We start from the raw sequence: 22,843 nt of genomic DNA on the forward strand, positions 1-22,843 counted from the left end.
GGTTTAAAGGGGGACTGGGGCCGTGGAAATGAAGGATGTCATGAAGGAATGGAAGGCGGGAACGTTCCGCCCCGTCTATGTACTGTACGGGAAAGACCGTTATCGCATGCGGCAATTTGTGTCGAGCTTGACGGACAAGCTGCTGCCGCCTGAAGAACAAGAGCTTGGACTTGTAAAATTCGATACATCGGAAACACCTATAGAAGAAGCAGTAGCAGAGGCCGAGACATTGCCTTTCTTCGCATCGCGCAAGCTGGTGCTCATTCGGGATTCCTCCGTGCTCGCCGCGGCGCAGGGCAAAGAAGGGAAGCTTGAGCATGGGACAGATGCTCTTATCGCTTATTTGAAGCAGCCATGTGAGAGCAGTGTCATCGTGTTCCAAGTCATGGCTGAGAAACTGGATGAGCGTCGTAAAGTTGTAAAGCTGCTCAAGGAGCAGGATGCGTTAATGGCGTTCCAAGAGCTCCAGGAATCTGAGCTTCTACAATGGACAGTTAAACGCGCGGAGGAACAAGGACGTGGAATGAGCCGTGATGCCGCTCAGCTGCTTCTGGCGCGTACGGGGACAAACATGCAGCAGCTGGCGCATGAAGTGGATAAGCTTTGTTTGCATGCCGGCAGCGGCGGCTCCATCAGCAGCAGTGATGTGGAGCATTTGATTGCCTCAACGGTAGAGGAAGACGTATTCGCGCTCATTGACGCTATGGCTTCGCTGCAGGTGGACCGCGCGCTTAAATTATATGGAGAGCTGCTGCTGCGCCGTGAGGAGCCGATTAAGATTGCAGCGTTAATTGCAAGGCAATTTCGCATTATGCTGCAGGTGAAAGAGCTGGAGCAGCATAATTATTCTCCGCAGCAGATGGCAGGGCAGCTAGGTTTGCATCCTTATGCGGTCAAGCTGGCCGCAGAGAAAGCGAAACGATTTACGGCACAGACGCTTGGGAAACATCTGAACAAGCTTGCGGAGCTGGATTACAGCATGAAGACAGGCCGCATCGATAAGACGCTGGGACTGGAGCTGTTTCTGCTCTCGCTTGCCGCATAATAAGATCATAAAAAAAGTCCTGCTTTTACGCACAAGGCGTAAGAGCAGGACTTTCGTTTGATTGATTAAGCTTGTGCGCTAAGTACGTTAAGCTTTTTAGCCAGGCGCGACTTCTTGCGAGCAGCTGCATTTTTATGAATCAGGCCTTTAGTTACGGCTTTATCCAGCTTTTTTGTAGCGTTGAGAAGAGCTGCTTTAGCAGCATCAACATCAGTAGCAACAACAGCTTGATCAGCAGCCTTAACGGCCGTGCGAAGAGCTGATTTTTGCGAAGCGTTCAAAGCGCGGCGTTTCTCGATTGTTTTAACGCGTTTGACTGCGGATTTAATGTTTGGCATTGCATTCACCTCCTGTAAAAAGGGAGAATCCCTTTGTAACAACACAACTTGACATAGTGTATCATGGGCATGACCAAAATGCAATAGTACCTTGACGTCTGAAAGCATGCAAAACGACAGTAACCGCATAATTCGAGGTTCTCTTTCGCAAACTAGACACAAACGGATGGAAGGAGCGCCCTTATAACATGAGTGAGCTTGATCTGCAGGAGTTTAACGTGGGGATCGATTTGGCGCTTGAAGCGAAGGAATATGCAGAGGCAGCAGGGAACGGTCCGATACCGGGTGTGCTCTCCGATGTGTCGGAGGATGACGGGATTACCATTACGAGACTTGAAGTAACCACTGAGGAAGGCTCCAGAATTATGGGCAAAATGATGGGACACTACGTGACCTTCGAAGTGCCGGAGCTGCGAAAGCAGGACACCGTGCTGCAAGACCGCGTGGCCACAAAGCTGGCGCAGGAGTTTGCAGAGTTTCTCCTGCGAATTGGCATAAGCAAGACGGCGAATGTATTGATCGTCGGACTTGGCAACTGGAATGTAACACCGGATGCGCTCGGTCCGATCGTCGTTGAGAATGCGCTGGTTACGCGCCATTTCTTCGAGCTGATGCCGGGGGAAGTTGCGCCAGGCTACCGCAATGTCAGTGCCGTTGCACCTGGCGTTCTTGGTATAACAGGCATTGAGTCGAGTGATATCGTGCAGGGAATTGTGGATCGCTCGAAGCCGGATCTCATCATTGCGATCGATGCATTGGCGTCCAAAGCACTCGAACGGGTAAACACGACGATACAAATTGCCGATACCGGCATTCATCCCGGTTCCGGTATCGGGAATAAGCGGCGGGGGATCACGAAGGAGATCATGGGGGTCCCGGTTGTCGCAATCGGTGTTCCGACTGTTCTGTATGCATCGACGATTGTCAGCAACAGTATTGATTTGATGCGGGAGCATTTGAAGAAACATGCAGCGGGTAAATCGGATGGTTTCCTTGGCTTGCTTGATTCCATCGACGAGAATGAGAGGCTTCAGCTAGTCCGCGAGGCTCTAGGTCCTCTAGGCCATGATCTGCTTGTTACTCCGAAAGAAATCGACCAGTTCATCGAGGACATCGCCAACATCGTAGCCAGCGGACTGAATGCTGCACTGCACGAGGCAGTAGATAAAACGAATGTAGCGGCATATACACATTAGGACTATTGCTAGGCGTTAACATAAAAGAAGTGCACACAGTGCTTATAGGGCTGTCGGAAAAGCGTGCTTATCGCTTTTTTGGCAGCCTTTTCTGTTGGGGGAAGTTTGGGTCCGCTCGATTTTTACATTCCAGTAATGGTGTGCCTTTGATGTTTAGCTTAGCCGGATTAGCACCGCGGTCGCTTTTTGGTAATGCGGAATGCTCTGACGAACCGTACGGCGCTTATTTCACCAATATTGACTCCGAAATAAATCTAACGAACTGTAGAGGTGCTATTTGACTGTATTTGAGTATTTGGGAGCCGAATATTCGCAAATAAGGCCCCTACGGTTCGTTAGATTCTCGAAACCCCGAAATTCGGCCAAATAACGCCTCTAGGGTTCGTTAGATTTCGCGTAATGCAAGACGAGAGCTGCGATCCCTCATATCCAACTCTATTGGTATCTATCACTCTAGCAATCTATCAATTCTCCAACTCTATTAAACTTTCGGTTCTATTAAATCTGCCTGCTTCATAAAGTGATACTAGCCTAGTGCGCGATGAACCAATGCCACAATTGGAACTGGGAGGAGTACATGGAATGAAGCGATGGATTGTTACCCTGAACCTTGCTAAAGGCAGCATGCGTTTGCGTCAGCTGCTTGTAGCAGGCCGTACCTTTGCGTTGATGTCATTGGGATCTATGATCCTTGTCATTGTAGTTGGAGTCGGCGCGATTGTGCATCAGAACGCCGCGTCATCACCGGTATCGTCGATGAAAGGATTTGCGGCAGCGGTATCCGGTGGATTATTTAAAGACATGCTGTCGATGGAATTGCCGGGCGCAGGCGATGGGTCGCCTAGAACAGCCATTAACGGCCGTCAAATCAGTACGTTCCTGTTTCGACTGTTGACCGACATTAATCCGGAGGATCCGAGGAGCCTGCTGGCAAGTCAATATCCAGGTATGAGCGGCGATACAACGGTCATCCTGCGACCGGGAACAGGTACAGATGCCGTTGTTGAATCCGGAGATCATGATTCGATGCCGGGGCAAGAGGAAGTCACCGGTGAAGGATCAGGGCTTCCGGTTACGGATTCAGGCAGACCGGATCATGAAACAGGTAATACAGACCCAGACGAATCGGAACCGGATGGCGGCACTCAAACAGGAGATCAGCCAACGACGCCTGTGAAACAGCCTGACGATACGAAGCCGGACTCGGAACAGGGGCAGGTAGAACCGGCAAATCCGGTCACACCAACAACCGGAAGCAAGAAGGTCGTTTTTATCTACCATTCCCATAGTCGTGAATCCTGGTTCCCAGAAATCAGCAGCAAGAAATACGCGGAATCATCGGTGAAGAACATTACGCTGCTTGGCAAACGCCTCGCTTTGCAACTGGAGAAAAGCGGCATCGGGGCACAACAATCTTCCACAGATTATGTAACGGCGATTAAAAACTACAATTGGCTCCTATCCTATAAGTATTCGAAAAAAACGGTCGTCGATGCGATAGCCAAAAATAACGATCTCAAATTTTTCTTCGATATTCACCGAGACTCCTTACGACGCAAAAATACGACGATCACCATCGACGGTGAAACGTATGCGGAAGTTTTCTTCATCATTGGTTTGGCAAACCCCAACTGGAAGCAGAATGAAGCGCTGGCGAACCGTATGCACGAGGCATTGGAAAAGAAATATCCGGGTCTCTCACGCGGGATTTTGGGTAAAACGACAGCCAGCGGAAACGGTGAATATAATCAATCCCTCTCGCCGGACAGTGTTCTGATTGAGATTGGCGGGGTCGACAACACGCTGAAGGAATCCTACCGGACCATAGATGTTCTGGCGAAGGTCATCTCAGATATTTACTGGGATGCTGCGAAAGTAACAGCACCACCGTTATCGAAATCGAAAAAATAGTTTAACCATAGGGGAGAGAATCTAATGCGTCGTCAATCGATGAAAATGGCACTGGTAGGTGGAGCGGTTGCGCTCATCATTATGTTTGGCATTGATATGGCTTCGAGCGGCATCGAACGTGTTTATGGTCCGGTTGAAGGAGGCGTTCAAGCCGTTAATCCTGCAGGTTACACGTCCACTAAGCTGACCGATAGTGACGTCGAATCCAGTATATCCGGTTCTTCGGCGGACGCACCTAACGTGGAACAGCTCCCCGAAAATCAAGCGGATCAGAATATACAACGACGCACCGTTGCAGATGCGCAGCATGGGAGAACAGAGGAGGAACTCCTTCAAGAATATGAACGGAAGCTCCAAGAAGAGCTCAATAAACGTCTGACAGGCTTGCCTGATTTGCGCAGTGATGCGACTGTTAACAAGGTCGCAGATGGGACGGCAGGGGTGCTTCAAACGGTGTCCGCGAAGGGGATTCGGATGGTCGTTTCGTTTTTTGAATCGGTAACAGATTGATGGTGACCCTTCAAGCTGTTATACTTATAAGAATGATTAGCAATTAGGTACATCTGGGGGTTTAGCATGGCGGACGTACGAGACAGACAAAAACGAATTCGCAACTTTTCAATTATCGCCCATATCGATCATGGGAAATCAACGCTGGCGGACCGGATTCTTGAATTTACCGGCGCGTTGTCATCAAGAGAAATGCAAGAGCAAGTGCTGGATCAAATGGATCTAGAGCGCGAACGCGGCATCACGATAAAGCTGCAAGCCGTTAGACTCGGTTACAAGGCCGATGACGGTGTAGAATACATTTTGAATTTGATTGATACACCGGGACACGTAGACTTTACGTACGAGGTTTCGCGCAGCTTGGCTGCTTGTGAAGGCGCTTTGCTCGTTGTCGATGCCGCGCAAGGTATCGAAGCACAAACGTTAGCCAACGTGTACTTGGCGCTCGACAACAATTTGGAGATTATTCCGGTACTGAACAAGATTGACTTGCCAAGTGCGGAGCCTGAACGCGTGAAACAGGAAATTGAGGATGTTATCGGTCTTGACGCAAGCGATGCTGTACATGCTTCTGCGAAAGCGGGCATCGGCATTAAGGAAATATTGGAGCAGGTTGTCAGCAAAGTTCCGGCACCTACAGGCGATCCGGACAATCCGCTTAAAGCACTTATTTTCGACTCGCACTACGATCCTTACAAAGGGGTTATCGTGTATGTGCGTGTTATCGACGGCAGCATCAAAGCAGGCAAGAAGATTCGCTTCATGGCAACAGGTGCAGAGTTTGATGTCATCGAAGTCGGTGCCTTTATGCCACGTATGGGGATCGTTGACGAGCTGGCTGTCGGTGACGTTGGTTTCGTCGTTGCAGGGATCAAGAACGTTAAGGATACTCGTGTCGGGGATACCGTTACCGATGCGAAGAAACCGGCTTTAGAAGCACTGCCGGGTTACCGTAAGATCAATCCGATGGTATTCTGCGGCTTGTATCCGATCGAAACGCAGGATTATAACGATCTGCGTGATGCGCTCGAGAAGTTGGAGCTCAACGATGCATCCCTTCGTTATGAAGCGGAGTCATCTACTGCGCTTGGTTTCGGTTATCGCTGCGGATTCTTGGGACTTCTTCACATGGAAATCATCCAAGAGCGGATTGAGCGTGAGTTCAACATCCCGCTTATTACTACAGCGCCAAGCGTAGTGTATCGCGTTACTCTGACGAACGGCGAAGTGATGGAGATCGACAACCCGTCCAACTATCCGGATGTCGGTAAGATTGAATATGTTGAAGAGCCATTCGTAAAAGCGGCTATTATCGTGCCAAATGATTATGTAGGTGCGATTATGGAGCTTTGTCAGAATAAACGCGGCGAATTCGTCAACATGGAGTATTTGGATACTAATCGTGTAACCATCACCTATGATATGCCGCTTTCAGAAATCGTTTATGATTTCTTTGATCAATTGAAATCAAGCACGAAGGGTTATGCTTCCTTCGACTACGAGCTGTCCGGCTATCGACAGTCCAAGCTTGTGAAGATGGACATCATGCTTAACAACGAACAGGTGGATGCCTTGTCCGTTATCGTTCATCGCGACCGCGCTTATCACCGCGGACGGATCATTTGCGAGAAACTCAAGGACCTTATCCCTCGTCAAATGTTCGAGGTGCCGATTCAAGCATCGATCGGAAACAAGGTTATCGCTCGTGAAACCGTTAAAGCGATGCGGAAGAACGTTCTTGCCAAGTGTTACGGCGGTGACATCAGCCGTAAGCGGAAGCTGCTTGATAAGCAGAAGGAAGGTAAGAAACGGATGAAGCAGGTCGGCAGTGTTGAGGTGCCGCAAGAGGCATTCATGGCCGTACTGAAGATCGACGAGGATTGATTGCTGAGAGATTAGCCTCCGGCTAATCTCACGCTTATTTAAGTAAAGGGAGCATAAAAGCTCCCTTGTTTTTATTTCAAGGGAGCATTTGCACTGGAGGGAAAGACAAAATGTTTAACCATGCGCCGAGGGCGCTTTATATTCATATCCCGTTTTGTACGAATAAGTGCCACTACTGCGATTTTACGTCTTATGTGCTTCGCGGGCAGCCGGTAGACGCTTATCTAGATGCGCTTGAGAGCGAAATGGCGCGCACGGTCGAACTGCTTCCGCCTGAAGAGATTCGCACGGTGTTCGTCGGAGGCGGTACGCCGACTGTTCTTACACCGCCTCAGATGGAGCGTTTTCTGACGTCCGTGAAGAAATACTTCCCCATTCATCCGGATGCGGAATTTACGATGGAAGCCAACCCCGGGACAACTGATTTGGACAAGCTCACAGCTATGAAGGCAGGCGGTGTTAACCGGATCAGCTTTGGTGTGCAATCGTTTGATAACGTATTGCTGGAGCGGATCGGCCGCATACACAATGTTGACGATGTTTATCGCAGCATCGAGAATGCACGTACGGCTGGATTCAGCAATCTGTCCATCGATTTGATGTTCGGCCTTCCCGGCCAGAGCGTCGAACAGCTCTCAGACAGCGTTAATCGTGCGCTGCAATTAGGATTGCCTCATTATTCGCTCTACGGTCTAAAGGTTGAAGAGAATACACTGTTCCACACGTTATATGAACGTAATGAATTGCCGCTGCCTCCGGAAGAGGACGAGCTTGCCATGTACATGCTGCTGATTGATAAGCTTAAAGCGGAAGGATTTCATCATTATGAGATCAGCAACTTCGCGAAGCCCGGTCACGAAAGCAGACACAATATTACGTATTGGCGCAATGAGCCGTATTATGGTCTTGGTGCCGGCGCGCACGGTTATGCACGAGGCGAGCGGCATGTCAATATTAAAGGGGTTCAGCCATTCATTGATGCGGCAGCTCAGAGACTGCCGCGTCTTGAGACCAATTCGGTTCCCGAGCACGAGGCGATGGAAGATTTCATGATGGTTGGCCTTCGCATGCTCGAAGGCGTGAACAATGATCATTTCTCTGCTCAATTCCCCGGTCAAACGATTGAAAGTGTGTTTGGTGACGCGCTTCAAACGGTGCTCTCGCAAGGGTTGATAGAGCACACGGAAGGCTTCGGTGGTGGATATCGATTGTCTGAGAAGGGGATTCCGCTCGGCAATGAAGTATTCGGTGCCTTTATCAGCGGATAAAACAGCGAATCTAGTCAAATTATTCTTGTGTTAACATTCATGATGTTGTATATTTATTCGTGTTAAAAGCAGTTTACTATGGAGTTTATGGAAGCGGAGGCGAGTGGGATGCAAGCGGTATGCAGAAAGGCGACCGAGAACGATATCGAAACATTAGTGGATTTAATAGCAGGGTACGCCGAGAAAGGAATAATGCTGCCGCGATCTCGCGATATGCTGAAGCGTCAAATTCATACATTCGTTGTGGCGGAGGTATCGGGTGAGGTAGTCGGCTGCGGTTCTTTAACTCAGCTGGGCGCTGACCTCGTCGAGATCCGCTCGCTAGGCATATCTGAAGGCTATAAAGGACTTGGTATCGGCAGCAAACTCGTCGATCAGCTGCTTCTTGAAGCTAAAGAGCAGAACATACCTAAAGTGATGGCATTGACATACGAAGTTAACTTCTTCGAGAAGAACGGCTTTACGATTGTCAACAAGGAGATTTTTCCAGAGAAGGTGTGGACGGACTGTATTCACTGTCCGAAGCAGCACTGCTGCGACGAAATCGCCGTACTCAGAACGCTGAACTGAAATCTTACTATAACTAACCTAGCCGCTGTACCTTTCCAAAGGTTGCAGTGGCTTTTTTGTATCTACATAATGGCTCCAATCTAAACCAATAGACATAGCAGCGGTCCATATCGGCCATAATAATTACCTGAATGGGAACAATACAAGCTGTCAACATGAGATCAGCAACCATCACAGGAGGATATACGATACATGAAACGCTTAATGATCTTCATCTCCCTGGCCCTTATTCTGGCCTCTTGTTCGGCTAAAGAGAATGTGCGTATAGGGAAAAATAACGCAAGCGGCTCTATCGTCAATCTGCAAGTACAAGGTCATCCGGGGGCGGTCATTACCAAGTATAAGATGAAAGACGGGAAGGTTTATATTCCGGCTGATCAGGCGGCAGAGCTGTTTGGTTATCGCTACGAAGTGGAACCTACAAGCAAGACGGCTTCGATGGGCTACACGGATCCCATTTATACATTTTCCGAGAATACGAAGCAAGCAACGGTTGGTGACGAGCCGGTAACGCTGCACGAGGCTCCGCAGTTAATCGATCGTAAGCTGCATCTTGAAGTGAGCTCATTGTCGCAGCTATGGCAAACACCTATCGAATGGGATGCGAAGCTCAATTCAATCTTGGTTACGCCTCCTGCAACGGAACGGCCCGAGAGATCGTCAGCACTAAGCGTAAGAAGGAACACAATGAGAGCTAAGGCTCTAGACGATACGACCGATACAGAGTGGGACCCGAACGCAGATGAGAATACCGATCCCAACTGGAATCCAGATTGGAATACGGAACCGAATCCGGATGAGAATCCCGATTCAAATCCGGGGCAGAACCCTGTTGAAAACCCGGACTCAAATACGGAACCCGGAGCCGGAGCAGATGCGGAGAAAGTGATTGCATATGCTAAGAAGTATATGGCGATCCCCTACAAATTTGCAGCAGCACCTTATCCGCAAAGCCGCAGATTCGATTGCTCGTCGTTTATGCAGCATATATTCGATCATGTAGGCATTGAGCTGCCGCGTTCCTCCAGAGCACAATCCAAGATAGGCAAATACGTATCCCGAAAATACTTCATACCGGGAGACATCGTGTTCTTCTACACCCCCGGCAGATACAGCAGCAACAAAATTGTCGGCCATGTCGGGTTGTATATCGGAAACAATCAGGTCATTCATACGTACGGAAGTCCCGGCGTTACGATCTCCGAGTTAGAAGGAAACTGGGAGAAACGGATTTTGTGGGGTAGAAGAGTGCTCTAAACGAAGCTTTTCCAATTGAATGGCTGTCTCGAAAGTGTGCAGGCTGACGCTGACTTTTGAGACGGCTATTTTTATAAGCAGAAGTCGCAGGCAGGATCTTGTCGTAAAATATGGCTATTTCATGTAAACACCTGCCTTTCTTCTCGCCTAAAATATCGAACCAGACTTGACAATTGGCAAGCGGTTTTGGTATTTTTGTAGTAATGATTAGCACTCATCGATAACGAGTGCTAACGGTTGAAGGATGACCGTAATAAAGGTAAGCAGCAATAACATGAATCGATCTGAAGAAACCGGGAGGGACTGCGATGTTAACTGAACGGCAGCGAATGATTTTGAATGTCATCATAGACGATTATATCCGCTCAGCTGAGCCAATTGGATCACGCAGCATTTCGAAGCGAAGCGATGTCAGCTTTAGCCCGGCAACCATTCGTAACGAAATGGCTGATTTGGAAGAGCTCGGATTTCTAGAACAGCCTCACACCTCGGCAGGTCGTATTCCATCTATTAAAGGCTACCGGTATTACGTCGATCATCTCGTAAGACTGAGTCAAGTTAACGAACAAGACATGAACACGGTTCGCTCCTTCTTCACGGAGAAAGTGAACCAAATGGAACAGATTATTCAGCATGCAGCCATGATTTTGTCCAATCTGACGAATTACACGAGCATTGTGCTTGGGCCGGAGACGTTTACGAATTCGCTGAAGCATTTCCAACTCGTTCCAATCAGTGATGACACGGCGGTAGCCATTATCGTTACCAACACCGGTCATGTTGAGAACCGTACGATTTCCTTGCCGGACGATATGAGCATGGAGGAAATGCAGCAGGCTGTTAACATTCTAAACAGCAAATTGATCGGGGTGCCGATTGCGCGCCTCAAATCGAAGCTGTATTCCGAAGTTGGTCAAGAGCTTGGCCGTTACGCGGACCAATGCGAACGACTGCTCGGCGTACTCGACGACGCACTAATGAGCGAAGACGATCACCGTGTTTTCTTAAGCGGTACGACGAACATGCTGACACAACCGGAATTTAAGGATGTCGACAAAGTAAAAACATTGCTCGATCTGCTTGATGAGACGCCGACCATTATGCAAATGTTCAGTACGCTCCCAAGTGGTATTCAAGTTCGTATCGGAACAGAAAATACACATGAAGCGATCAACAACTGCAGTCTGATTACGGCAACTTATTCGGCACAGGGCAAACAGCTGGGCACGATTGGGATATTGGGACCGACACGGATGGATTACGGTAAAGTTATCAGTTTGCTGGATTTACTGTCTAAAGATATGGCGGTTTTGCTCAATCGATGGTACAAATGACGCAACTAGCGTGAATGAAGGCATTAGGGATTACTTTCAGGAGGTGTAAGCGCTCGTGTCTGTGAATGAACAGCATACCGAAGAAGAACATAAACATGAAGAGACCCGTTCTGCTGAAGAAGCGCAGGAAACGGTGAACGAAGAAACGGCAGCTCCCGAAGAAGAGGGAAGCGCAGGGGACTCCCGCGTGGAGGCACTTGAGAAATTAGCCGAAGAGAACCAACAGCGATACTTACGAGCACAAGCTGACTTTGATAACTTCCGTCGTCGTACGATGAAGGAGAAGGAAGAGCTTGGTCAATATGCTTCGATGAAACTGATTGGGCAGCTGCTGCCGGTGGTTGATAACTTTGGCCGCGCAATTGATGCTGCAAAGAACGGCGGCGATGGTGAATCGTTCTCCAAAGGCGTCGATATGATTTTCCGCCAGCTTGAGCAAGTGCTTGAAGCTGAAGGACTGAAAGCGATGGATGCCGTAGGACAGCCGTTTAATCCGGAGTTCCATCAAGCCATTATGCAAGTCGAATCCGATGAGCATGAAGAAGGCGTTGTAGTTGAAGAAGTGCAAAAGGGCTATGTCCTGAAGGATAAAGTGCTGCGTCCCGCTATGGTGAAAGTCAGCGGTTAACGATCAGTTGCCTATAGATGATTTAGATAACGTCAAAATATATACCTTTGAGGAGGAACTTTAATTATGAGTAAAGTAATTGGTATCGACCTTGGTACAACAAACTCTTGCGTTGCGGTAATGGAAGGCGGCGAAGCTGTCGTTATCCCGAATCCGGAAGGCAACCGTACTACACCTTCTGTTGTTGGTTTCAAGAAAGATGGCGAGCGTATTGTCGGTGAATCGGCAAAACGTCAAGCGATCACGAATCCAGACCGCACAATCATGTCCATTAAGCGTCACATGGGCTCCAGCCATAAAGAAGTCATCGATGGTAAGGATTTCTCGGCACCGGAAATTTCTGCAATCATTCTGCAAAAGCTGAAATCAGACGCTGAGGCTTACCTTGGCCAAACGGTAACACAAGCTGTAATTACAGTACCGGCTTACTTCAACGATAGTCAGCGTCAAGCGACTAAAGATGCTGGTAAAATCGCAGGTCTTGAAGTGCTTCGTATCGTCAATGAGCCGACAGCTGCCGCGCTTGCTTACGGTCTTGAGAAAACAGAAGATCATACGATCCTCGTTTATGACCTTGGCGGCGGTACGTTCGACGTTTCCATCCTTGAGCTTGGCGATGGCTTCTTCGAAGTAAAAGCAACCAGCGGTGACAATCGTCTAGGCGGCGACGACTTCGACCAAGTGATCATCGACTACTTGGTATCTGAATTCAAGAAAGAACAAGGCGTTGACCTTTCCAAAGATAAAGCAGCTGTACAACGTCTGAAGGACGCGGCTGAGAAAGCAAAGAAAGAGCTCTCCGGCGTAGTGACTTCGACAATCTCCTTGCCGTTTATCACTATGGCAGACGGCGTTCCGCAACATTTGGAGCTTAGCCTGACTCGTGCGAAGTTCGAAGAATTGTCGCAAGCACTTGTAGAGCGTACACTTGGACCAACTCGCCAAGCATTGAGCGATGCTGGCATGTCCCCAAGCGATATCGATAAAGTTGTTCTTGTCGGCGGATCGACTCGTATCCCAGCTGTGCAAGAAGCAGTTAAGAAACTGATTGGCAAAGACCCGCACAAAGGCGTTAACCCGGATGAGGTTGTAGCTCTGGGTGCAGCGGTTCAAGCTGGCGTATTGACAGGCGATGTGAAAGACGTTGTATTGCTCGACGTAACTCCATTGTCCTTGGGTATTGAGACAGCTGGCGGCGTGTTCACGAAAATGATCGATCGCAATACAACAATCCCGACAAGCAAATCGCAAGTGTACTCCACGTATGCGGATAACCAACCAAGCGTTGAAATCCACGTGCTTCAAGGTGAGCGTCAAATGGCTGCAGGCAACAAAACGCTTGGCCGTTTCACACTCGGTGATATTCCACTGGCACCGCGCGGCGTACCGCAAATCGAAGTTACATTCGATATCGATGCCAACGGTATCGTAAACGTGTCTGCGCTTGACAAAGGCACAGGCAAGAGCCACAAAATCACGATCACGTCTTCCGGCGGTTTGTCCGACGAGGAAATCGATCGCATGATGAAGGATGCGGAATTGAACGCAGAGGAAGACCGCAAACGTCGTGAGCTTGTTGAAGCGAAGAATGCGGCTGACCAGCTTGTATATTCCGTTGACAAAACAATCAAAGATCTTGGCGATAAAGTAGATGCAGGCGAAATCGCGAAAGCGAACGAAGCCAAAGAGAAAGTGACTGCAGCGCTGGCAACAGACGATGTAGAACAAATCAATGCAGCAGCAGAAGCTTTGACAGAAATCGTGCAACAGCTTTCCGTGAAGCTGTATGAGCAAGCACAAGCTGCGGGTGGCGCTGAAGGCGCAGGTCCTGAAGCAGGCGGCGGCGAATCCTCCTCCAGAGGCAAAGACAACGTAGTCGATGCTGACTATGAAGTTGTAGACGACAAGAAGTAAGTCGTAGTGTAAACTAAGTTATACGTAAACGGTGTGCCGTCCGAAAAAGTTTGGACGGCGCAGCCGTTTTTCGTGTGTCTAGATAGATAATGAATATGCAGCGCAAATAGGAGACGGGGTGACGGAGTTGGCTGACAAGCGGGACTATTATGAGGTGCTCGGCGTCGGGAAAGACGCAGGCGAGGACGAGATCAAGAAAGCGTATCGTAAAATGGCGCGCCAATACCATCCGGACGTAAACAAAGCGGCGGATGCGGAAGATAAATTTAAAGAAGTAAAGGAAGCTTACGACGTCCTTAGTGATGATGGTAAGCGTGCTACGTATGATCGACATGGTCACGTAGATCCGAACCAAGGCTTTGGCGGCGGTGCAGGCGATTTCGGCGGCGGCTTCGGCGATATCTTCGATATGTTCTTCGGAGGCGGCGGAGGCGGACGACGTGATCCTAACGCTCCGCAGCGCGGTAATGACTTGCAGTACACGATGACAATTGAATTCAAGGAAGCCGTTTTCGGCAAGGAAACGGAAATTACGATTCCACGCACGGAAACTTGTGATACTTGTGTAGGTTCAGGCGCTAAACCGGGTACGAAACCGGAAACTTGTTCCGTTTGTCGGGGGACAGGTCAGCAAGAAGTGGTTCAAAATACACCGTTTGGCCGTATGGTGAACCGAAGAGCTTGCTCGAACTGTAATGGCGCAGGCAAAATCGTGAAAGAAAAATGCGGTACTTGTCACGGTGCAGGCAAAGTGAAGAAGCAGCGTAAAATCAATGTGAAAATTCCTGCCGGTGTCGATGAAGGCGCACAAATTCGCCTAAGCGGCGAAGGAGAAGGCGGATTCCGCGGTGGCCCATCCGGGGACTTGTATATCGTTATTCGAGTGAAGCCGCATGATTTCTTCGAGCGTGAGAATGATGATATTTACTGTGAAGTACCGCTTACGTTTGCGCAAGCCGCTCTGGGCGACGAGATCGAAATTCCGACGCTGACAGAGAAAGTGAAGCTGAAGATTCCTGCAGGCACGCAAACAGGCACTTATTTCCGTTTGAAAGGAAAAGGTGTTCCGCGCCTTCGCGGATACGGTCAAGGCGACCAGCATGTGAAAGTAACAGTCGTGACGCCTACTGCCCTTAACGATGAGCAGAAGGAATTGCTTCGTCAGTTCTCCGGTGTCGGTCCAGCAGGCGGCAATACAGATGCTGGACAGCAGGAGCACCATGAATCGATCTTCGATAAGATGAAGAAAGCATTCCGCGGCGAATAATGGGTTAAAGCATAAGATCGCGGCTACTTGTTTATGCTAACTTTCGTGTCCAAATCCATCTCTACATGAAGGAGCATATCCATGAGCGATCAAGACTTGGAGAAACAAAATTTCGCAGAGCTGCCAATCGGTAAGAATGAAGATGTGGAATTCTCAGCGGAGCTGGCTGACGAGGAAGATAAGAAGGCCATGCAGAGGGCTGCTGAGGCAGATGCCAGAGCACAGAACAAATGATTAGGCTGCTTCTTCTATGACAGTCATTCATGCAACATTTCAAGATGGGGATGGAGCACGTGAGGCGCAGCTTAAGCTGATGGCTCTGCGCGTGCTGCAAGTGGACGGCGGCGCTGACGGCGCCTCACTAACCGCTACTGTCGGTGATGATCTGGTCGACCGCGCACTTCATTTGATCGAACAAACCGGAGGAACAGCTGATTATTGAATGTTGGGATGCCATACTTGCGATTAATTTCCGCGGTATGGTATCTTTTTTTTATCCTTGTGAAACGTTTCAACGTGTGGCAAAATTAACGATAGTTTAAAGTAATATGAGGAGGATGGATAATCATGCCGGTTAATTTCAAAAGTGCAACACAAGTCTATCCAGAGTGGAGCGAGCTGAGCCATTATGGTATTAACCATCTTAAAGTTGGCGATATCGTTCAGTTGCATTATCATGACGCGAATGAATACTGGATTATTATAAGCGGAAAAGGAACGTGTACGACTGAAGGCGACACGTACGAAATCGGTGCCGGAGATATGGTTCTCACGAAACGTGGAGATGAGCATTCCTTAGTCGTTACCGAAGAGATGGTTGCTGTATATATTTATGGTATTATGCCTGAAGGCGGCCGAGTTGGTTATCTATTCAAGGATAGAGGAGACGCACAACAATGACATTGAAAATCATTCAAGTTGGCCTAGGTATGCATGGGTTCGGCGTTGCGCTTCATTATGTGAAGCAGTCCGCAGATTTCTCCTATGCGGGTGTCGTTGAAATCAATCCGGCTCGTCTGAAAGAATGCGCAGCTGAACTCGGCGTTGCCGAAGAGAATTGTTACACGGATTATTTGGAAGCGTTCGCATCTTGTGAAGCGGATGCCGTATTTGTAACCGCAGCTTCTCCATACCATTATGCGATTTGCAAAGCTGCCTTGGAGCAGGGCTTACATGTGCTGGTTGAGAAGCCTTTCGTACTCGATATCGGCGAAGCTTGCGAGTTGGTCGAGCTTGCGAAGCAGAAACAGCTCATTCTGATGGTCAGTCAGAATTACCGCTATCAGAACCATGTCCTGTCGCTTAAGAAAGCGATCTCCGAAATGGGGAAACCGCTGTTTGTGCAGGCTCAGTTCTTCTATGATCATTTTGGCAAGGACTATCAGCAGGTAATGGAGAATTTCATGCTGCTTGAGATGGCTGTTCATCACGTGGACATGATTCGCTACTTACTGGAATCCGATATTCGGACCGTGTCGGGCAAAACGTGGAACATCGAAGGAAGCATGTACAAAGGTCATCCGAATGTGCAGGCGAGTATGGAGCTGGATAACGGAATCCCTGTGTTTTACTTAGGCAGCCTCGTATCCAAGGGACTGTCAACGCCTTGGGAAGGTGACTGGCGCATTCAATGCGAGAACGGCTCCATTCATCTGGATGATCTCGGACAAGGCTATGGTGTTTATATCGTGGACCAAGAGCAGAACAAACGATTTATCTCTTATGCGGACGGTCCGCTGCCGGACTCGAAGCAAGGCATTCACAGCGTATTGTCCGAGTTTGCCGCGCGGATCAAAGACGGTGCCGAACCATCGATTTCGGGCAGAGATAATCTGCGTACCTTAGCTGCACTTATTGCATTCAGTGATTCTTCCCGTACAGGTGAGGTCACTTATCCGGAAAGCTACATTGTTTCTAAGTAACCATCATTAGATATGCATGGACAAGTCTCTGCGGCTCGTAAGCCGCGGGGGCTTGTTTTTTGTGTGAAGCCGTTATCTGGTGTAGAATAGACAAGATAGGTTAAAAATGACGAATAGAAATGATAACGCGATCAGGGGGATTTACAAAGTGAAATGGCATGAACTAACAATCTCGACAACAGAAGAAGCGATCGAGATGATTTCCAACTTCTTGCATGAAATGGATGCCGACGGCGTATCCATTGAAGAATCAGGCACGCTGAACAAACAGCGGGACACTTCGCTCGGACAATGGTATGAGCACCCGCTTAACGATATTCCTGAAGGACAGGCAGTTATTAAAGGCTACTTCTCGGAGCTGGATACGGACGTCGACAAACTCATGTCTATATTGCCTGAGAGAATCGATCAGCTTCGCGAATTCGATATTGATCCCGGTGATTATACGATTACGAAAGCGCTTGTTGACGAGGAAGACTGGGCTAATGCATGGAAGCAATATTTTAAACCGATCCGGGTATCTGAGCGCTTGACGATTAAGCCGACTTGGGAGGAATACACCCCATCGCCGGAAGAACGAATTATCGAACTTGACCCCGGCATGGCGTTCGGAACGGGTACGCATCCTACAACAGCGCTTTGCTTGCGTACACTGGAGACGGTTATCAAGGGCGATGAGGAAGTTATCGATGTAGGAACAGGTTCAGGCATTTTGGCAATCGGTGCAATTCTGCTAGGCGCTCGCCGCGTGCTTGCACTCGATTTGGATCCGATTGCAGTTACCTCTGCGACAGAGAATACGCGACTGAACAAGCTGGAAAACGATATTCAAGTGCATCTGAGTGATTTACTAGGTGTATTGAACACGGATGGCAGTCAAACGGATAAGCCCTTAAACGTGAAGGTACCGGTTGATGTTGTTGTGGCTAACATCTTAGCTGAGATCATTCTGCTGTTCATCGACGATGTTTATGCAGCGCTTAAACCAGGCGGCACCTACATTGCATCAGGTATCTTTAAGAATAAAGAGGATGCCGTTGCGGAAGGCCTCGAGCAAGCAGGTTTTGCGATTATCGATCGTCAGCGTGATCAGGACTGGATCGCTTTCGTCGCGAAGAAACCGGAGTAAGCTGAAGTTTCACAAAAACGTGTAGGAGGGTGAATGGTGTCGGACTTTTTGTGGTATCCGCTGAAAGATTTACCTTTTATCTTTCTTGTACTAATGATTGCGTTCACGCTGCACGAATTCGCGCATGCGTACAGCGCCTATAAGTTCGGAGATCGGACCGCATATGATGCCGGCAGGGTAACATTGAATCCTCGTGCCCATCTGGATGTTATGGGAACTATATTGCTGCTCGTAGCGGGTTTTGGCTGGGCCAGACCCGTTCCGGTTAACCGGAGCCGCTTTAAGTATCCTCGTTTGATGGGTATCGTTGTTTCGGCTGTTGGCCCCCTCAGCAATTTGCTGCTGACGGCAATCGGAATTCTAGCCGTATATGTGCTGAACCAGATTGGCTTACTTAATGCAGGCTCCTTTGGCGTACATAGTGCACTCGTCCACTTTCTTAATTACTTAATTACGCTGAATGTCATGCTATTTATATTCAATCTTATACCTGTGCCGCCGCTTGATGGATACCGGATCATTCAGGATCTAGCTCCGACCCCGCTTCGTGTGAAGATGGATCAATATGAAACATGGGGGATGTTTCTGTTCCTGCTGATCGTATTTGTCCCGCCGCTTCGCGCGGCAACGCTTGATCCGCTATTCGCCAATTCGGATTCGATTATTTCCGGCATTATGCATATTTGTGAATTGTTCTTTGACGATGTGAATTGGGCGCAGTTTGTAGCAGATTTCTACAGGTAAGGACAGTAAGCAGCTGCGCTTCTGGAAAATGTTTTACGACCCTAGCGGAGCGAGTGTAAACCGTGTATGATGTAGGTTGGAGTTTTGACACAGACCTTGTAGTTGTCGGCCTGTGATTTGACTGGAAAGGTTCTACCGAGGATGCAACGATATTTTGTCACGCCGGAGCAGTTTACTGACAATTTGGTTGTTCTTACAGGCGACGATGCTCATCACGTTACGCGCGTGATGCGGATGGAAGCGGGAGATACCATTATTGTAAGTGACGGCCGCACACGTGTCGCGGAAGCGACTATTCGCGCCTTATCACCGAACAAAGTAGAAGCTGAAGTTTCCGAATGGCTGACTATGAGCGGTGAACCGACTTGGTCGGTGACGGTAGCCCAAAGCTTACCGAAAGGCGATAAAATGGAGATTGTCATCCAGAAGGGGACAGAGATCGGCGCAGCAAGCTTCGTGCCGTTCCAATCCCAGCGGATGATTGTTCAATATGATGACAAGAAAGAAGCCAAGCGGCTTGACCGTTGGGGCAAGATTGCGAAGGAAGCTGCTGAGCAGGCACATCGCAGTCGCATTCCGGCCATTGAGCCGGTTGCGTCATGGCGGGAGCTGGTCGCACGCATTTCCGAGTACCACTTGGCGTTATTTTGCTATGAGAAGGAAGGCGGCGGACTTGGTTTGCGCGATGCAATCCAGGCACGCCGAAGAGCGGCAGAAGGCTGGGGCGACTATGAAGAGCCGCGCAATATTTTGCTTATTGTCGGACCAGAAGGCGGCTTCACAGAACGTGAAGCTGAGGAAGCAGAACAGGCCGGTGCTGTCATTATCGGTCTTGGCAAGCGAATCTTACGCACGGAAACCGCTGCGATGGTTGGACTCGCCTGCCTCATGTATGAATCCGGAGAAATGGGAGGCGTTTAACAACTATGCCATCGGTTGCTTTTTACACATTAGGCTGCAAAGTAAACTTTTACGATACGGAAGCGATCTGGCAGCTGTTTAAGAAGGAAGGCTATGAGCAAGTCGACTTCGAAACAACTACTGCTGATGTTTATCTAATCAATACATGTACGGTAACAAATACGGGGGATAAGAAGAGCAGACAGATTATACGTCGTGCCATTCGTCGTAACCCGGATGCCGTTGTAGCGGTTACGGGCTGTTATGCCCAAACTTCACCTGCCGAAATTCTGGCTATTGAAGGCGTTGATCTTGTCATCGGAACGCAGGATCGGGACAAGTTGATGAATTATATTACGGACCTGCAAAATGAGCGTAAACCAGTGAATGCGGTTCGTAATATTATGAAAACACGTGAGTTTGAGGAACTTGATGTGCCGGATTTTGCTGAACGTACGCGTGCGTTCCTTAAGATTCAAGAAGGATGCAACAACTTCTGTACCTTCTGTATTATTCCGTGGTCGCGTGGTTTGTCCCGCAGCCGTGAAGCGGAAAGCGTCATTAACCAAGCTCGCCAGCTGGTACAATCCGGTTACAAAGAAATTGTACTGACAGGCATTCATACCGGCGGTTATGGTGATGATATGGAGAACTACCGCCTTTCTGACCTGTTGTGGGATCTTGACGCCATTGAAGGTCTTGAGCGAATTCGAATCAGTTCCATCGAAGCGAGTCAAATTGACGAAGCGATGATCGACGTGCTGAACCGTTCCAGCAAAATGTGTCGTCATCTTCATATTCCGCTGCAATCAGGCGATAACGATGTGTTGAAACGGATGCGCCGCAAGTATACAGTGGAACAGTTTGCCGAGAAAATCAAACTGCTGCACGAAGCGATGCCGGGCGTTGCAATTACGACGGATGTTATCGTTGGATTCCCTGGCGAAACGGAAGAAATGTTCGAGAACGGCTTTAAGTTCATGGAGCAAATGGGCTTTGCCGAAATGCATGTATTCCCATACTCCAAACGGACGGGTACGCCTGCCGCGCGCATGGAAGATCAGATTGACGACGAGCTGAAGAACGAACGCGTTCATAAGCTGATTGACTTGTCTGAGCGGATGCAATTGGAGTATGCGAAGAAGTACGTCGGTGAAATGCTTGATATCATTCCAGAGCGTGAGCATAAAGGCTCAGAAGGCTCCGGCTTGATTATGGGCTACTCCGACAACTATATCCAAGTTGTATTCGAGGGTTCGGAAACGCTGATTGGCGAGCTGTGCAGAGTGAAAATTACGGAAGCAGGCGTCAATGAGTGTCGCGGAAAGCTTGTACGCGTACTGGATATCCATACAGCGTCTACTGCCCGTATCGAAGCTGCGACAGAGCCACAAGCGATGCAGGCGTAAGTTTGTTCGGATTCAATAGCATGCAGCGAGGATTCTTATGCGGCCCGGACAGGGCTGCAAGAGAGTCCTTGCTCTACATAAGAGCATAGTATCCAAGAAACGCGAAGGGGGAACGCAAATGAAGGAGATTTCAGCAGGTGGTGTCGTGTTCCGTAAGGTTGGCGATGAGCTGCAGGTGCAGTTGATCCAAGACCGCTATGGCAAAATATCGCTGCCTAAAGGCAAAATGGAACCGGGCGAAACCATTGAGCAGACAGCCCTTCGCGAAATCGTCGAGGAGACGGGGATGGAAGGCGTAATCGTTTCGCCAATCGATCAGATCAAATACAAATACAATCATGAGTCCAAGGGGCTTGTAGATAAAGAAGTCCACTATTATCTCGTGGAAGCAGTAGGCGGTAAGCTGCAGGCGCAGGTGGAGGAAATTCGAGGCGTGGAATGGTTTGAGCCGATGGAAGCATGGCGCAGGCAGAAGCAGTCCGGATATAACAACAATGATCGGATCCTTGCCGGGGCGCTTCGCCTGCTTGGATTGCATGTTCAGAATGGCGGCTGATTCACGTTGCTGACAGTTTCCTTAAACGCGGCAGATAGCAGATCGGCAGCGCAATCAACGAGCATAGGATATTAAAGATCGTTTGGGCATGGGCAATTTGACCGGCTGGAGACGAAGTTAATGAGGTTGCTATGGTGCCGAGTTCACCAGCGAATGGTGCAAACAAAGCTGCTCCGCCGACATTGAGCAGCACATGCGCCCAAGCGACGAAACGGCCGGAAGGCGTTCCTCCCAGTGCAGCGAGTACGGCAGTGATACACGTGCCGACATTGGCGCCAAGGACAATCGCGATGCCGACATCCAGCGGCATGGCGCCGGACTGAGCGAGTCCCATGACGATGCCGATAACGGCCGCGCTGCTGTGAACGGCAGCCGTAAGCACTGCCCCTGCGGCAAGTCCCCACAGCACACTATCTTCAGCACGGCTCATAAAGCCTTGAAAGAACGGTGTAGCTTGTACTGCAGGTGCAACGGATTGCATGAGACCGATTCCAATGAGGAGTAAAGCGAATCCTCCTGTAACGACAGTACCGTTGCGGAATGGTTTTAGGAAACGGCTGACCTTCTGCCCTGCGCGGCTGCCGCTGCCAAGGCCAACCTCACCGAAGAGGGCGGTCAGCAGCCAGACTGCAAATGATATCTTTAATAGAGGCCAGCCCAGACTGCCTAGATTAAGACCAATTAACTCGGTAGTTAAGCACGTGCCGATGTTTGTACCTAGAATAATGCCTAGCGTGCGCGGGAAGGTGAGCACGCCGGCATTGACCAGTCCTATTGCGATTACGGTAACGGCTGTGCTGCTCTGCAGTACAGCCGTTGTTGCTGTCCCGACAAGCATTCCGTGAAGCGGTGTGGCGGTAGATTTGCGCAGCACGTCCTGCAGCCGGTGGCCGACAGAGCGATGCATGGCCAGCTCCATCGCTCTCATGCCGAGCATGAAGACGACAAACCCTCCCAGAACGCGGGCTACGATCATGATTAGCATGGCAGTACGCTCCTTTAACAAGAATAACGATACATATGCAGCAGACTGGACGAGCATGACAAGATTGGATCAAGGC

At 49.3% G+C, this 22,843-nt stretch carries 23 protein-coding genes; 21 read left to right on the forward strand and 2 right to left on the reverse strand.

Going from position 1 to position 22,843, the window contains the following annotated elements; all coding sequences use genetic code 11:
• Nucleotides 1–28: 28 nt before the first annotated feature.
• The gene (gene holA, locus AC506A_RS00295) at nt 29–1,045 is read left to right on the forward strand and encodes a DNA polymerase III subunit delta (RefSeq protein ID WP_495460925.1); all 1,017 of its coding nucleotides are present in this window, start codon (nt 29–31) and stop codon (nt 1,043–1,045) included.
• A gap of 65 nt (nt 1,046–1,110) precedes the next feature.
• Here the strand turns inward: holA and rpsT are convergent, their stop codons facing one another.
• Nucleotides 1,111–1,383 carry a 30S ribosomal protein S20 gene (rpsT, locus tag AC506A_RS00300; RefSeq protein WP_495459036.1) on the reverse strand — a complete coding sequence of 91 codons (273 nt, stop codon included), beginning with the start codon at nt 1,381–1,383 and terminating at the stop codon, nt 1,111–1,113.
• A 188-nt stretch (nt 1,384–1,571) separates the two neighbouring features.
• On the opposite strand from rpsT, the gene gpr reads away from it, so the two are divergent.
• The 20 genes from gpr (at nt 1,572) to AC506A_RS00400 (ending at nt 21,782) form a co-directional block, all read left to right on the forward strand.
• The gene (gene gpr, locus AC506A_RS00305) at nt 1,572–2,579 is read left to right on the forward strand and encodes a GPR endopeptidase (protein ID WP_495459037.1); all 1,008 of its coding nucleotides are present in this window, start codon (nt 1,572–1,574) and stop codon (nt 2,577–2,579) included.
• Between the two features lie 582 nt (nt 2,580–3,161).
• Nucleotides 3,162–4,490, forward strand: coding sequence for a stage II sporulation protein P (gene spoIIP / locus AC506A_RS00310; RefSeq protein ID WP_495459038.1), 1,329 nt, complete (start codon nt 3,162–3,164; stop codon nt 4,488–4,490).
• Nucleotides 4,491–4,514: 24 nt separating this feature from the next.
• Nucleotides 4,515–5,000: a hypothetical protein gene (locus tag AC506A_RS00315; RefSeq protein ID WP_495459039.1), complete on the forward strand. Its 486-nt coding sequence runs from the start codon at nt 4,515–4,517 to the stop codon at nt 4,998–5,000.
• A gap of 66 nt (nt 5,001–5,066) precedes the next feature.
• Nucleotides 5,067–6,884 carry a translation elongation factor 4 gene (gene lepA / locus AC506A_RS00320; RefSeq protein ID WP_495459040.1) on the forward strand — a complete coding sequence of 606 codons (1,818 nt, stop codon included), beginning with the start codon at nt 5,067–5,069 and terminating at the stop codon, nt 6,882–6,884.
• Between the two features lie 110 nt (nt 6,885–6,994).
• Nucleotides 6,995–8,152, forward strand: coding sequence for a radical SAM family heme chaperone HemW (hemW, locus tag AC506A_RS00325; RefSeq protein ID WP_495459041.1), 1,158 nt, complete (start codon nt 6,995–6,997; stop codon nt 8,150–8,152).
• A 108-nt stretch (nt 8,153–8,260) separates the two neighbouring features.
• Complete coding sequence (locus AC506A_RS00330) at nt 8,261–8,722, forward strand: N-acetyltransferase (protein ID WP_495459042.1); 462 nt, start codon at nt 8,261–8,263, stop codon at nt 8,720–8,722.
• A gap of 192 nt (nt 8,723–8,914) precedes the next feature.
• Nucleotides 8,915–9,979: a C40 family peptidase gene (locus tag AC506A_RS00335; RefSeq protein ID WP_495459043.1), complete on the forward strand. Its 1,065-nt coding sequence runs from the start codon at nt 8,915–8,917 to the stop codon at nt 9,977–9,979.
• Between the two features lie 308 nt (nt 9,980–10,287).
• Nucleotides 10,288–11,313 carry a heat-inducible transcriptional repressor HrcA gene (gene hrcA, locus AC506A_RS00340; RefSeq protein WP_495459044.1) on the forward strand — a complete coding sequence of 342 codons (1,026 nt, stop codon included), beginning with the start codon at nt 10,288–10,290 and terminating at the stop codon, nt 11,311–11,313.
• A 61-nt stretch (nt 11,314–11,374) separates the two neighbouring features.
• Nucleotides 11,375–11,941, forward strand: a complete 567-nt coding sequence (grpE, locus tag AC506A_RS00345) for a nucleotide exchange factor GrpE (protein ID WP_495460926.1) — start codon at nt 11,375–11,377, stop codon at nt 11,939–11,941.
• A gap of 66 nt (nt 11,942–12,007) precedes the next feature.
• Nucleotides 12,008–13,855: a molecular chaperone DnaK gene (gene dnaK / locus AC506A_RS00350; RefSeq protein WP_495459045.1), complete on the forward strand. Its 1,848-nt coding sequence runs from the start codon at nt 12,008–12,010 to the stop codon at nt 13,853–13,855.
• A 127-nt stretch (nt 13,856–13,982) separates the two neighbouring features.
• Nucleotides 13,983–15,122: a molecular chaperone DnaJ gene (gene dnaJ, locus AC506A_RS00355; protein WP_495460927.1), complete on the forward strand. Its 1,140-nt coding sequence runs from the start codon at nt 13,983–13,985 to the stop codon at nt 15,120–15,122.
• 81 nt (nt 15,123–15,203) lie between these two features.
• A complete protein-coding gene (locus AC506A_RS00360) occupies nt 15,204–15,356 on the forward strand; it encodes a YfhD family protein (RefSeq protein ID WP_495459046.1) in 153 nt (50 codons plus the stop codon).
• Nucleotides 15,357–15,372: 16 nt separating this feature from the next.
• On the forward strand, nt 15,373–15,564 hold the full coding sequence (locus AC506A_RS00365) for a hypothetical protein (RefSeq protein ID WP_495459047.1): 192 nt from the start codon (nt 15,373–15,375) through the stop codon (nt 15,562–15,564).
• A 125-nt stretch (nt 15,565–15,689) separates the two neighbouring features.
• A complete protein-coding gene (locus tag AC506A_RS00370; RefSeq protein ID WP_495459048.1) occupies nt 15,690–16,022 on the forward strand; it encodes a cupin domain-containing protein in 333 nt (110 codons plus the stop codon).
• Nucleotides 16,019–17,044, forward strand: coding sequence for a Gfo/Idh/MocA family protein (locus AC506A_RS00375; RefSeq protein ID WP_495459049.1), 1,026 nt, complete (start codon nt 16,019–16,021; stop codon nt 17,042–17,044). The genes AC506A_RS00370 and AC506A_RS00375 overlap by 4 nt, the downstream gene beginning before the upstream one ends.
• A 148-nt stretch (nt 17,045–17,192) precedes the next feature.
• The gene (gene prmA, locus AC506A_RS00380; protein ID WP_495459050.1) at nt 17,193–18,173 is read left to right on the forward strand and encodes a 50S ribosomal protein L11 methyltransferase; all 981 of its coding nucleotides are present in this window, start codon (nt 17,193–17,195) and stop codon (nt 18,171–18,173) included.
• Nucleotides 18,174–18,206: 33 nt separating this feature from the next.
• Complete coding sequence (locus AC506A_RS00385; protein WP_495459051.1) at nt 18,207–18,917, forward strand: site-2 protease family protein; 711 nt, start codon at nt 18,207–18,209, stop codon at nt 18,915–18,917.
• Nucleotides 18,918–19,058: 141 nt separating this feature from the next.
• Nucleotides 19,059–19,838 carry a 16S rRNA (uracil(1498)-N(3))-methyltransferase gene (locus tag AC506A_RS00390; protein ID WP_495459052.1) on the forward strand — a complete coding sequence of 260 codons (780 nt, stop codon included), beginning with the start codon at nt 19,059–19,061 and terminating at the stop codon, nt 19,836–19,838.
• 5 nt (nt 19,839–19,843) lie between these two features.
• Nucleotides 19,844–21,226: a tRNA (N(6)-L-threonylcarbamoyladenosine(37)-C(2))-methylthiotransferase MtaB gene (gene mtaB / locus AC506A_RS00395; protein WP_495459053.1), complete on the forward strand. Its 1,383-nt coding sequence runs from the start codon at nt 19,844–19,846 to the stop codon at nt 21,224–21,226.
• A 118-nt stretch (nt 21,227–21,344) separates the two neighbouring features.
• A complete protein-coding gene (locus AC506A_RS00400) occupies nt 21,345–21,782 on the forward strand; it encodes an NUDIX hydrolase (protein ID WP_495459054.1) in 438 nt (145 codons plus the stop codon).
• A 1-nt stretch (nt 21,783) separates the two neighbouring features.
• On the opposite strand, the gene AC506A_RS00405 is transcribed toward AC506A_RS00400, so the two are convergent.
• Complete coding sequence (locus AC506A_RS00405; protein ID WP_495459055.1) at nt 21,784–22,767, reverse strand: Na/Pi cotransporter family protein; 984 nt, start codon at nt 22,765–22,767, stop codon at nt 21,784–21,786.
• Between the last annotated feature and the right edge of the window lie 76 nt (nt 22,768–22,843).

It is taken from the genome of Paenibacillus sp. N22P23 (assembly GCF_059383735.1).